A 12,669-nucleotide genomic window follows, 5' to 3' on the forward strand; every position below is an offset into this window, starting at 1 on the left:
TATGTCCCACTGACATGGCCAAACATCGATGAAGAGTGAACTCAACGAGAAGTTCCTCGCGAATTCCCCGCTTTTCGGCGCCAACGGCGCATACATCGAAGCCTACTACGAGCAGTACCTGAAGGATCCGGAGTCCGTCGAGCCGAGCTGGCGCGACTACTTCCGCAAGCTCAACGGCGACGGCAGCGCGCAGGACATCGCGCACAGCCCGATCCGGGACTCCTTCGTCGACCATTCCGCCAGCGCCGGCCAGGGCGCCCGACCGCGCACCGGCATGGCGCCCGAGGCGGCCCAGAAACAGGCCGGCGTGCTGCGCCTGATCAACTACTACCGGGTGCGTGGCCACCAGGCCGCCGACCTCGACCCGCTGGGCCTGTACCAGCCGCCGCCCGTGCCCGACCTGGACCCGGCCTTCCACGGGCTCGGCGAGGCCGACATGGACACGGTGTTCAACACCGGCTCCCTGTTCGCCGAGGACGAGCTGCCGCTGCGCGACATCATCGATATCTGCAAGCGGGTGTACACCAGCACCATCGGTGCCGAGTACATGTACATCACGGACACCCGCCAGAAGCGCTGGATCCAGCAGCGGCTGGAGGCGAGCGTCGGCCAGCCGCGCCTGGACGACAAGGCCAAGATCGAGGTGCTGCGGCAGCTCACCGCGGCCGAGGGCATCGAACGCTACCTGCACACCAAGTACGTCGGCCAGAAGCGCTTCTCCCTGGAGGGCGCCGACAGCATGATCCCGCTGATCGACGAGATCATCCGCACCGGCGCCCGCCACCGCATGGACGAGATCGTGATCGGCATGGCCCACCGCGGCCGCCTCAACGTCCTGGTCAACATCCTGGGCAAGTCGCCGCAGGAACTGTTCGCCGAGTTCGAGGGCAAGTACAACCTGGACGAGCTGGATATGTCCGGCGACGTCAAGTACCACCTCGGCTTTTCCACCGACATCGAGATCGAGGACGAGCGCGTGCACTTGGTGCTGGCGTTCAACCCCTCGCACCTGGAGGCGGTCAACCCCGTGGTCCAGGGTTCGGTCAAGGCGCGCCAGGAGCGGCGGCGCGACGTCAACGGCGACAGCGTGCTGCCGCTGCTGATCCACGGCGACGCCTCGTTCGCCGGCCAGGGCGTGGTCATGGAGACCCTGCAACTCGCCGAGGCCCGCGGCTACTCGACCGGCGGCACGGTGCATCTGATCGTGAACAACCAGCTCGGGTTCACCATGCAGAACCCGATCACCGCCGAGATAGGCGAGTTCTCGCGTACCTCGCAGTACTGCACCGACATCGCCAAGATGCTCGAGGCACCGGTGTTTCACGTGAACGCCGACGACCCCGAGGCGGTGGTGTTCGTCAGCCGTCTGGCGATGGATTTCCGCGCCACCTTCGACAAGGACGTGTTCATCGACCTGATCTGCTACCGCCGCCACGGCCACAACGAGGCCGACGAGCCCGCGGTCACGCAGCCGTTGATGTACCGCAAGGTGCGGGAGCTGGCCACGACCCGCGCGCAGTACGCCGAGCGCCTGATCAAGGAGGGCGTGGTCGACAAGGACGAGCCCCAGAAACTGGCCGACGCCTACCGCGACGGCCTCGACGAAGGCAAGAACATCGCCCGCACCACGCTGGGCATGGTGGGCAACGAGCACACGGTGGACTGGGCCCGCTATACGCGTCAGCACTGGTCCGAGGGTGTGGATACCACGGTGCCCCTCAAGACCATCCGCCGCCTGTCCGAGGATCTGCTGACCATCCCGGACGGCTTCGAGCTGCACAAGCGCGTGCAGCGGATCGTCAACGACCGCGCCAAGATGGCCGCGGGCGCGATCCCGATCGACTGGGGCTTCGCCGAGACCATGGCCTACGCCAGCCTGCTCGACGACGGCTTCAGCGTGCGCCTGTCCGGCCAGGATTCGGGCCGCGGCACCTTCTTCCATCGCCACGCGGTCCTGCACAACCAGCAGAACGGCGAACCCTACGTGCCGCTGACGAACATCGGCAGCGATCGCGTGCGCTTCACCGTGAACGACACGCTGCTCTCCGAGGAAGGCGTGCTGGGCTTCGAGTACGGTTACGCCACCGCCGATCCCGAAGTGCTGGTGATCTGGGAGGCGCAGTTCGGCGACTTCGTCAACGGCGCCCAGGTCATCATCGATCAGTTCATCGCCAGCGGTCGCGCCAAGTGGGGCCGGCTGTGCGGGCTGACCATGTTCCTGCCGCACGGCTACGAGGGCCAGGGTCCCGAGCATTCCTCGGCGCGTCTGGAGCGCTTCCTGCAACTGTGCGCGGAGCGCCACATGCAGGTCGTGGTGCCGTCGACCCCGGCCCAGTGGTTCCACCTCCTGCGCCAGCAGATGATCCGCGACCTGCGCATGCCGCTGGTGGTGCTCACGCCCAAGAGCCTGTTGCGGCACCGGCTGTCGGTGTCCTCGCTGGAAGACCTGGCACAGGGGCGTTTCCGCTTCCTGATCGACGAGCCGGAGGACATCGACGACGAGGCGATTACCCGGGTCGTGTTCTGCAGCGGCAAGGTCTACTACGACCTGTACCAGGCGCGCGCCGACCGCGAGCTGAATCATGTCGCGCTGGTCCGGATCGAGCAGCTCTATCCGTTCCCGGCGGACGAGTACGCCGCGACGCTGGCGCGCTATCCGAACGCCACCGAGGTGGTGTGGTGCCAGGAAGAGCCCGAGAACCAGGGCGCCTGGTACCAGATCAAGCACCGCCTGCAGGTGCCGCTGAGCGACGACCACACGCTGCTTTACGCCACGCGGCCGGGCGCGGCCACCACGGCCGTCGGCTATCACAAGCTGCACGTGAAGCAGCAGGAAGAAGTCGTGGAGGCCGGCCTGACCGGCGGCCTGGAGCTGATCGAGAAGGGCAGCGACCGGGCGCGCGGCGGCGGCAACAAGACCAAGTCGCGTCGCGGCAAGCGGCGCAAGTGAATTCACGCGGGGCGTCCGCCCCGAGACGAGACCGAACAACCAGGACGAGAGCATGGCCATAGAAGTCAAAGTCCCCGAGCTACCCGAGTCCGTGGCCGAGGCCACCGTCGGCGAGTGGCAGAAAAACAAGGGCGATCGCGTCGAGCGCGACGAGAATCTGGTGGACCTGGAGACCGACAAGGTCATGCTGGAGGTGCCGGCGACCGCCGCCGGCGTGCTCAAGGAGATCAAGGTCCAGGCCGGCGACACCGTGACCGCCGGCGATGTCATCGCCATCCTTGAGGAAGGCGAGGGCGGCGGCGAGCCCGAGTCGGGCGGCGACGAGAGTACCGCCGTCGGCGAGAGCGGCGGCAAGGCCGAGTCCGAACCCGCCGGGGCCGAGACCGAGGAAGCGGGCGGCGAGGCGCCGGCCGCGAGCCCGGCGGCGCGCAAGCTGATGGACGAACACGACCTGAAGGCGGCGGACGTGAAGGGCACCGGCAAGGACGGGCGCATCACCAAGGCCGACGTGCAACAGGCCGTCGAGTCCGGAGGCGACGCCGCCAAGGCGGCGCCCGCCGGGGACGAGACGAAACCCGAGCCGGCACCCGAGAGCACGGCCAAGTCCGAGGCCGCCATATCGCCCGAGTCGGCCGACCGGGAAGCCCTGTCGGGCGCCGAGGGCGAGCGCGTCGAGCAGCGCGTGCCGATGACCCGTATCCGTGCCCGCATCGCCGAGCGCCTGCTGGAGGCGACCCAGAGCACGGCGATGCTCACGACCTTCAACGAGATCGACATGCAGGCCCTGTACGACGTGCGGGACCGTTACAAGGATCGCTTCGAGAAGAAGCACGACGTTCGCCTTGGTTTCATGTCGTTCTTCGTCAAGGCCGCGGTCGAGGCGCTGAAGCGCTATCCCGTGGTCAACGCCTCCATCGACGCCGGCGACATCGTCTACCACGGGTACTACGACATCGGCATCGCCGTGTCCTCGCCGCGCGGCCTGCTGGTGCCGATCCTGCGCGACGCCGACCAGATGAGCTACGCCGACGTGGAGTCCACCATCCGCGACCTGGGCAAGCGCGCCCAGGAGAGCAAGATCACCATGGACGAGCTCACCGGCGGCACGTTCACCATCACCAACGGCGGCGTGTTCGGGTCGCTGCTGTCCACGCCCATCCTCAATCCGCCGCAGAGCGCGATCCTGGGCATGCACGCGGTCAACGAGCGGCCGGTGGTGGTCGACGGCGAGATCAAGATCCGCCCGATCATGATGGTGGCCCTGTCCTACGACCACCGCCTGATCGACGGTCGCGACGCGGTGCTCTTCCTGCGTACCATCAAGGAAATGATCGAGGACCCGGCCCGCGTGCTGCTCCAGATTTGAGTTTTAACCACAGAGTCACAGAGCGCACAGAGAATTTTAAGTTACATTAAGAAAAATAAATAACTTATTAATTTTTATAGCCTCTGTGTCCTCTGTGTCTCTGTGGTTAAGCAATCAAAAGAGACCAACCTATGAGTGACAAGTACGACGTATTGGTGATCGGCGGCGGGCCCGCGGGCTACGTGGCCGCCATCCGTGCCGCCCAGCTCGGCATGCAGGTGGCCTGCATCGACAAGTGGCTGGACCCGGACGACAAGCCGTCCCTGGGCGGCACCTGCCTCAACGTCGGCTGCATTCCCTCCAAGGCCCTGCTGGAGTCCTCGGAGATTTTCCACCGGGCGCAGCACGAGTACGCCGAGCACGGCGTCGAGATCGGCGACCTGGGCATCGACGTGCCGCGCATGCAGAAGCGCAAGGCCAAGATCACCGGCGAGCTGACCGGCGGCATCGCGTCCCTGTTCAAGGCCAACGGTATCGAGTGGCTGCAGGGGCACGGGCAGGTCCAGGACAGCGGCAAGGTCGCCTTCAAGCCCCACAAGGGCGGCAAGAAGCAGACCCTGGAGGCGGACAACATCGTCATCGCCAGCGGTTCCGAGCCGGTCGCCCTGGACATCGCGCCTTTCGACGGCGAATACATCGTGGATTCCTCCGGCGCGCTGGCCTTCGACGAGGTGCCCGGGCGCCTGGGCATCATCGGCGCCGGCTACATCGGCGTGGAGCTGGGCAGCGTCTGGTCGCGTCTCGGCAGCGAGACGGTGCTGCTGGAGGCGGTCGAGGACTTCCTGCCGATCGCCGACCGCCAGATCGCGCGCGAGGCCCTCAAGCAGTTCCGCAAGCAGGACCTGGATATCCGCCTCGGCGCGCGCGTGCTCAGCGCCAAGACCAAGGGCCGCGGCAAGAACAAGACCGTGGTGGTCGAGTACGAGGAAGGCCAGGACAAGCAGACCGCCGAGTTCGACCGGCTGATCGTGGCGGTCGGCCGCCGTCCCTGCACCGACGGGCTGCTGGCCAGCGGCGCCCGCGTGGAACTGGACGACAAGGGCTTCATCTCGGTCAACGACGCCTTCCGCACGAGCCTGCCGGGCGTGTACGCCATCGGCGACGTGATCGGCGGCCCCATGCTCGCCCACAAGGGCATGGAGGAGGGCAGCGTGCTGGCCGAGATACTCGCCGGCCAGAAGCCCCACATCAACTACCTGACCGTGCCCTCGGTGGTCTACACCGCGCCGGAAATCGCCTGGGTCGGCAAGACCGAGGAGCAGGTCAAGTCGGAGGGCACGCCCTATCGCACCGGCACCATCCCGTTCGCCGCGAACGGCCGCGCCAAGGCGCTGGGGCAGCAGGCCGGCATGGTCAAGCTGATCGCCCACGAGGAGACCGACGAGATCCTGGGCGCGCACATGCTGGGGCCGTTCGTGTCCGAGTTGATCCAGGAGATGGTGGTGGCCATGGAGTTCCGCGCCTCCAGCGAAGACATCGCCCGCATCATCCACGGGCATCCGACGCTGTCGGAGACCGTGCACGAGGCCGCGCTGGCGGTCGACGAGCGACCCATCCACGTCGCCATGCGGCGCCGACGGAAGGCGAAGTCCTGAGCCGGGGTCCGGCCGTGACCGCGACGACGGTCCAAAGCGGCGGTTTCGACTGGCACGGACACCGCCTGACCTACGAGATCTGGGGTGAGGACGGCACGCCGTGCCTGCTGATGCACGGCCTGTTGCTGGATTCCCTGATGAACCGCGACCTCGCCCGGCGCTTCGCGGGCGAGGGTTACCGCGTGATCCTGCTCGACCTGCTGGGCCATGGCGGCAGCGACAAGCCGGAGGATCCGCGCGAGCACCGCATCGATTTCCTGGCCGACCAGGCCGTGGCCTGCCTCGATCATCTCGGTATCGACAAGGCCCTGGTCGGCGGTTGCTCGTTGGGCGCCAATGCCGCCCTGCACGTCGGCGTGCTCGCGCCCGAGCGCTGTCACGCGCTGTTCCTGGAGATGCCGGTGATGGAATGGTCCGCCACCTTCGCGGGCGTGCTGTTCCTGCCGACGCTGTCGGCGGCCAACTACTTCGGCTGGCTGATGCGGCCGTTCGCGCGCGGCATCCGGCGTCTGCCCCGGCCGGACTGGGAGTCCGCGGCGAGCGTGCTCAATGCCCTCTCGACCGAGCCGGAGATGGTCAAGGCCGTGCTCCACGGCTACGTCGTCGGGCCGATCGTGCCCGCCGCCCGCGACCGCCGGAGCGTGCGCGTGCCGACCCTGATCATCGGTCACGGGCGCGATCCCCTCCACGAACAGCGCGACGCGCGCTCGCTGGCCTCGGAGATGCCGAACGCGCGCCTGCTGGAAGCCAATTCCATCCTCGAACTGCGCACCCGCCCGGAACGCCTCTGGCGCGGCATCCGGCCCTTCCTGGAGGAAGTCCGGCCGTCGCGCCCCGGCCGCAGCCGGAAAAAGAAACCACAGAGGCGCGCAGAGGCGCACAGAGATCAATAAGCCAATAAGCGTTTTCGGAGGGCCGGCTCATATCTCCGGACCCAATGCGCCCGGCCCGAATAACCACTGTCTTGCCTCCGTGCGCCTCTATGCGCCTCTGTGGTTAGAGTTCGGACCCCGAAAGACCGGCGGTTTCCGTTAGAATCTAGCCACACTCTCCACCGAAGACGTTCCCTATGGCCGGCCACAGCAAGTGGGCGAACATCCAGTACCGCAAGAGCGCCCAGGACAAGAAGCGCGCCAAGATATTCACCCGGTTGATCCGGGAGATCACGGTGGCCGCGCGCATGGGCGGGGGCGACCCGGACGCCAATCCCCGGCTGCGCCTGGCGATCGACAAGGCGCTGTCCAACAACATGCCCAAGGACAACATCGAGCGCGCCATCAAGCGCGGCTCGGGCGACGCCGAGGGCGAGAGCTACGAGGAGATCCGTTACGAGGGCTACGGGCCCGGCGGGGTGGCGATCATGGTCGACTGCATGACCGACAACCGCAACCGCACCGTCTCCGAGGTCCGGCACGCCTTCTCCAAGCACGGCGGCAACCTCGGCGCGGACGGGTCCGTGGGCTACCTGTTCGAGCGCAAGGGCGTGATCAGTTTCGGCCCGGATATCGACGACGAGCGGGTCCTGGAGATCGCCCTGGAGGCGGGCGCCGAGGATATGGCCGAGTACGACGACGGCTCCTTCGACGTGCTCACCGCCCCGGAGGACTTCAGCGACGTGCGCGCGGCCCTGGTCGAGGCCGGCTTCGAGCCCGCCCACGCCGATGTCACCATGCGGCCGGAGACCAATGCCGAGGTGGACGGCGACCACGCCGAGACCTGCCTCAAACTGCTCGACGCCCTGGAGGACCTGGACGACGTGCAGGACGTCTACTCCAACGCCGAGTTCCCGGAATCGGTCCTCGCGGCCGGATGAGCAATCTCGAGCGCCTCGGCATGTTCGACGGCAAGCAATTAACCACAGAGGCGCACAGAGGCGCACGGAGGTTTTTTGTTTATCGTGGCGGCAAAGGAGTCCATGGATCCCGGATAGCGCTGCCACGTTTCCGGGATGACAACAATCCATTTCCCTCTGTGCGCCTCTGTGCGCCTCTGTGGTTTTGTCCCGCGCTCGACAGGTCCGCAAAGTGAGCCGGATTCTCGGCATCGATCCCGGCTCCGTGATCACGGGCTATGGCGTGATCGAGACCGAGGGCGGGGCCAGCCTGTGCGAGGCCGGCTGCCTGCGGTTGCCGGACGCGCCGTTCCCGGAGCGGCTGGCGCGGATTTTCGACGGCCTGCGGGCCGTGATCCGGGAATGGTCGCCCGAGGAGATGGCCGTGGAGGACGTATTCGTATCGCGCAATCCCGCCAGCGCCCTGAAACTGGGGCAGGCGCGCGGTGCCGCAATCTGCGCCGGGGCGGCGGCGGGCCTGCCCATCGCCGAATACAGCCCGGCCAAGATCAAGCAGGCCATCGTCGGGCGTGGCGCCGCCGACAAGCGGCAGGTCCAGCACATGGTGCGCATGCTCCTGAACGTGCGCGAGCCCCTGCAGGCCGACGCCGCCGATGCCGTGGCCGTCGCGCTCTGCCATCTGCATCACCGGCAGACCGCCACGCGCATGGCGGCCCGCGGGGTGTCGTCGTGATCGGGCTGCTGCGCGGCGTGGTCGCCGACAAGCGGCCGCCATACCTGTTGCTGGACGTGGGCGGCGTCGGCTACGAGCTGGAGGCGCCGATGTCCACCTTCTTCGCGCTGCCGGCGGCGGGCGAGACCGCGACCCTGCACACCCATCTCGCGGTGCGCGAGGACGCGCTGTTGCTGTTCGGCTTCGCCACCCGCGCCGAGAAGGACCTGTTCCGCGACCTGATCAAGGTCAGCGGCGTGGGCGCCAAGATGGCCCTGACCATCCTCTCGGGTACCGGCGTGGACGAGTTCGTCACCACCGTCCAGGAGGGCGACGCCGACAAGCTGACCGGTCTGCCGGGCGTCGGCAAGAAGACCGCGGCCCGCCTAATCGTGGAGATGCGCGACCGCATCGGCGCGGCGCCTCCCGCCGCCGGCGGCGCCGCGCCGTCGGCGGGAGGCGGGCCCGCGGACGCGGTCGGCGAGGCCCACCGCGCCCTGACCGCGCTCGGCTACAAGCCCGCCGAGGCCACGCGCCTGCTCAAGGACCTCGACGAGCCCGACGGCGACAGTGAGAGCCTGATCCGCCAGGCCCTCAGGAAGGCCGTGCGGTGACGGGGGAGGAGCCGATGGAGCACGCATCCGACCGCGTGATCACCGCCCGGGCCGCGCCCGAGGAGGAGGCCTTCGACCGCGCCCTGCGGCCGCGCCGTCTGGCCGAGTACGTGGGCCAGGCGCCGGTGCGCGAGCAGCTCGATATCTTCGTCACCGCGGCGCGGCGGCGTGCCGAGGCCCTGGACCATGTCCTGATCTTCGGACCGCCCGGTCTCGGCAAGACCACGCTCGCGCACGTGATCGCCAACGAGATGGGGGTCAACCTGCGCCAGACCTCGGGCCCGGTGCTGGAGCGTCCGGGCGACCTGGCGGCGCTGCTCACCAATCTCGAACCCAATGATGTCCTGTTCGTGGACGAGATCCACCGCCTGAGCCCGGTGGTCGAGGAGGTGCTGTACCCGGCGCTGGAGGACTACCAGATCGACATCGTCATCGGCGAGGGGCCGGCGGCGCGCTCGATCAAGCTCGACCTGCCGCCGTTCACGCTGGTGGGCGCGACCACCCGGGCGGGATCGCTGACCTCGCCGCTGCGCGACCGCTTCGGCATCGTGCAGCGGCTGGAGTTCTACGACGAGGACGACCTGCGCTCGATCGTGACCCGCTCCGCGGGGATCATGGAGGTCGCCATCGACCGCGAGGGTAGCGCCGAGATCGCGCGCCGCTCGCGCGGGACCCCGCGCGTGGGCAACCGCCTGCTGCGCCGGGTGCGGGACTACGCCGAGGTCCGGGCGGACGGCCGCATCAGCGGCGAGGTGGCCGCCGCCGCCATGGACATGCTGGACGTGGACGAGCACGGTTTCGACGTGCTTGACCGCAAGCTGCTGCAGGCCCTGGTCACCAAGTTCGAGGGCGGCCCCACCGGCGTCGAGAGCCTGGCGGCGGCGGTTGGCGAGGCCCGCGAGACCCTGGAGGACGTGATCGAGCCCTACCTGATCCAGCAGGGCTTCATGATGCGGACCCCGCGCGGCCGCATGGCCACCGGCCGGGCCTTCACCTATTGCGGCCTGCCCGCGCCCCGGCGCGGCGATCCCGACGCGACGCCGGACCTGTTCCGCGACGACCGGTGACCCGCGCGGATGACGCTGCGCGGCCGCCACGGTAGACTCCTGCGCCGTGGATAACAGCACACTCAGCAACTTCCGCTGGCCCGTCCGGGTCTACTACGAGGACACCGACGCCACCGGCGTGGTCTACCACGCCAACTACCTCAAGTATTTCGAGCGCGGTCGCACGGAATGGCTGCGGTGCCTGGGCTTCGATCAGTACCAGCTCGCCGCGGAGGAGGGCGCCGCGTTCACGCTGGCGTCGACCGCGATCGACTACCTGGGGCCGGCACGGTTGGATGATCACCTGGAGGTCGTCACCACGGTCGCGGAACACTCGCGCGTGACCCTGGTCTTCAGTCAGACGATCGAGCGCGACGGCGAGTGTCTGACACGCGCGAGCTTCCGCGTCGTCTGCGTGGACGCCGAACGTTTCCGCCCGCGGCGTCTGCCGGCGGCGATCATCAAGGCATTGGAGGAAAGGACCGCATGAACCTCGGAACCGACATGTCGCTCTGGAGCCTGGTCAGCGAGGCCAGCCTGCTGGTGCAGTTGGTCATGCTGGGCCTGCTGACGGCGTCCATCGCCTCCTGGGCCGTGATCTTCAACAAGCGCCGGCTGCTACGGGTCACCCGCGACGAGGCCGAATGGTTCGAGGATCTGTTCTGGTCCGGCGGCAACCTGCACGACATCTACAACGAGGTCGTGCGCGAGGGCGACGGCCACCGGCGCGGTGCCGCGGCCCTGTTCAAGTCCGGCTTCGAGGAACTCCGCCGCCAGCGCGCCGACGGCCGCGCCAAGGCCGACGAGGTGGTCGCCTCGGTACAGCGGGCGATGCGGGTGGCCATGGCGCGCGAGGTCGAGCAGCTCGAGCGCGGGCTGCCGCTGCTGGCGACGGTCGGCTCCACCAGCCCCTACGTCGGCCTCTTCGGCACCGTCTGGGGCATCATGAACGCCTTCATCGCCCTGGGGAACGTCAAGCAGGCGACCCTGGCGATGGTCGCGCCCGGCATCGCCGAGGCCCTGATCGCCACGGCCATGGGCCTGTTCGCGGCGATCCCGGCGGTGATCGCCTACAACCTGTTCACCAGCCGTGTGGACGGCCTGGAGAGCCGTTTCCAGACCTTCATGGACGAATTCGCGGGCATCGTGGAGCGGGGGGTCCACGCCGACAAGGTCAAACGATGAATCCCCGGCAAGAGGTCCCGACATGAACGGACGCGGCGGCAAGCGGCGCCTGGCCCACGAGATCAACGTCGTCCCCTACATCGACGTCATGCTGGTGCTGCTGATCATCTTCATGGTCACGGCGCCGTTGTTGACCACCGGCGTCGAGGTCAACCTGCCGCGGGCGCCCGCGGAGCCCATGGACTTCGCCGAGGAGAACGAGCCCGTGATCCTCACGGTGAAGCGCGACGGCAGTATGTATCTCAACATCGGTCCGACCCCCGACCAGCCGATCAGCGGCGAGCAGGTACGGCGCCTGACCGCGTCGGTGCTCAAGCGCCGGCCGGATGCGCCCGTCGCCGTTCGCGGCGCCACCGAGGGCGCCTACGGCAATGTCGTGCGGGGCATGGTGCTGCTGCAGGCGGCCGGGGCGGGCCGCGTGGGCCTGCTGACGGAGAACCGGCCCGAGGACGAGGACGGCTGACGTGTGGCAGCGTCTCCGGGAGAACTGGCGGTCGCTGCTCGGCGCCGGCCTGCTGCATGCCGTGATCATCGGCATGCTGGTGGTCAGCATCCAGTTCGGCGGCATCGTGCCCAGCGGCGGCGCGCCCGGCGAGGCCGTGGAGGCGGTGGTGGTGACGCCGCAGGACATGCCGCCGGAGCCGGAGCCGGTGCCGGAACCGGCCCCGGCGCCGCAGCCCGAACCGCAACCGGAACCCGAGCCGGAGCCGGAGCCGGAGCCGGCGCCTCAGCCTGAGCCGGAACCCGAGCCCGAGCCTAAGCCGGAGCCTGAACCGCAGATCGATCAGTCGGCCTCCGAGGCGGCCGCGGAGCGGCTCGCCGCCGAACGCGAGGCCCGCCAGGAGGCCGAGCGCAAGGCGAGAGAGGCGGCCGAGCGCAAGGCCCGGGAAGAGGCGGAACGCAAGGCGAGGGAAGAGGCCGAGCGCAAGGCGAAGGCGGAAGCCGAACGCAAAGCGCGTGAGGAGGCGGAGCGCAAGGCCGAGGCGGAACGCAAGGCGAAGGCGGAGGCCGAGCGCCGGGCCCGGGAAGAGGCCGCGCGCAAGGCCCGCGAGGCGGAGGAGGCCCGTCGCAAGGCGTTGGCCGAGGCCATGGCCGCCGAGAGTGCCGCCCGCGCCGAGGCACAGCGTTCCGAGGCGCGGCGCCGCTACGTGGCCGCGATCAAGGCCCACGTCGAGGCCAACTGGCTGCGGCCGCCGGGCGCCGAGGATATCCGCTGCGAGGTGCGCGTCGAGCAATTGCCGGGCGGTCAGGTCGTGTCCTACGAATTGCTGGAGTCCTGCGGCAACGATGCCGTCGACCGCTCCGTGGAGCAGGCGATCATCAAGTCCGACCCGTTGCCGCGTCCGCCCGACCGTAGCGTCTTCGAGCGCGAGCTCATTTTCACTTTCGAACCCCAGTCGTAACGGAGC

Annotated in this window: 12 protein-coding genes; all 12 read left to right on the plus strand. The window is 68.5% G+C overall.

The genetic code is table 11. The features are described from left to right. Positions 1-28: 28 nt before the first annotated feature. The 12 genes from PC39_RS10085 to tolA all read left to right on the plus strand — a co-directional run bounded on the left by PC39_RS10085 (position 29) and on the right by tolA (position 12,663). Entirely contained in the window at positions 29-2,950 is a 2,922-nt protein-coding gene (locus PC39_RS10085; RefSeq protein ID WP_353253260.1) for a 2-oxoglutarate dehydrogenase E1 component, read from the plus strand. A gap of 52 nt (positions 2,951-3,002) precedes the next feature. Continuing rightward, positions 3,003-4,316, plus strand: a complete 1,314-nt coding sequence (gene odhB / locus PC39_RS10090) for a 2-oxoglutarate dehydrogenase complex dihydrolipoyllysine-residue succinyltransferase (RefSeq protein ID WP_353253261.1) — start codon at positions 3,003-3,005, stop codon at positions 4,314-4,316. Between the two features lie 131 nt (positions 4,317-4,447). After that, on the plus strand, positions 4,448-5,911 hold the full coding sequence (gene lpdA / locus PC39_RS10095; protein ID WP_353253262.1) for a dihydrolipoyl dehydrogenase: 1,464 nt from the start codon (positions 4,448-4,450) through the stop codon (positions 5,909-5,911). A 14-nt stretch (positions 5,912-5,925) separates the two neighbouring features. Further along, positions 5,926-6,804: an alpha/beta fold hydrolase gene (locus PC39_RS10100; protein WP_353253263.1), complete on the plus strand. Its 879-nt coding sequence runs from the start codon at positions 5,926-5,928 to the stop codon at positions 6,802-6,804. A gap of 176 nt (positions 6,805-6,980) precedes the next feature. After that, on the plus strand, positions 6,981-7,724 hold the full coding sequence (locus PC39_RS10105) for a YebC/PmpR family DNA-binding transcriptional regulator (RefSeq protein WP_353253264.1): 744 nt from the start codon (positions 6,981-6,983) through the stop codon (positions 7,722-7,724). Between the two features lie 211 nt (positions 7,725-7,935). Beyond that, a complete protein-coding gene (gene ruvC / locus PC39_RS10110) occupies positions 7,936-8,436 on the plus strand; it encodes a crossover junction endodeoxyribonuclease RuvC (protein ID WP_353253265.1) in 501 nt (166 codons plus the stop codon). Then, complete coding sequence (gene ruvA / locus PC39_RS10115) at positions 8,433-9,029, plus strand: Holliday junction branch migration protein RuvA (RefSeq protein ID WP_353253266.1); 597 nt, start codon at positions 8,433-8,435, stop codon at positions 9,027-9,029. The genes ruvC and ruvA overlap by 4 nt, the downstream gene beginning before the upstream one ends. A gap of 14 nt (positions 9,030-9,043) precedes the next feature. Beyond that, the gene (gene ruvB / locus PC39_RS10120; protein ID WP_353253267.1) at positions 9,044-10,096 is read left to right on the plus strand and encodes a Holliday junction branch migration DNA helicase RuvB; all 1,053 of its coding nucleotides are present in this window, start codon (positions 9,044-9,046) and stop codon (positions 10,094-10,096) included. 46 nt (positions 10,097-10,142) lie between these two features. Then, positions 10,143-10,565: a tol-pal system-associated acyl-CoA thioesterase gene (ybgC, locus tag PC39_RS10125; RefSeq protein ID WP_353253268.1), complete on the plus strand. Its 423-nt coding sequence runs from the start codon at positions 10,143-10,145 to the stop codon at positions 10,563-10,565. Next, positions 10,562-11,260 (plus strand): protein TolQ, encoded by a 699-nt coding sequence (tolQ, locus tag PC39_RS10130; protein WP_353253269.1) that lies wholly within the window; start codon positions 10,562-10,564, stop codon positions 11,258-11,260. The genes ybgC and tolQ overlap by 4 nt, the downstream gene beginning before the upstream one ends. 22 nt (positions 11,261-11,282) lie before the next feature. Continuing rightward, entirely contained in the window at positions 11,283-11,723 is a 441-nt protein-coding gene (locus PC39_RS10135) for an ExbD/TolR family protein (RefSeq protein ID WP_353253270.1), read from the plus strand. Position 11,724: 1 nt separating this feature from the next. Then, positions 11,725-12,663, plus strand: coding sequence for a cell envelope integrity protein TolA (gene tolA / locus PC39_RS10140; RefSeq protein ID WP_353253271.1), 939 nt, complete (start codon positions 11,725-11,727; stop codon positions 12,661-12,663). Positions 12,664-12,669: the final 6 nt, after the last annotated feature.

The sequence above is a fragment of the Salinisphaera sp. PC39 genome (genome assembly GCF_040361335.1).
GTDB lineage: Bacteria > Pseudomonadota > Gammaproteobacteria > Nevskiales > Salinisphaeraceae > APNM01.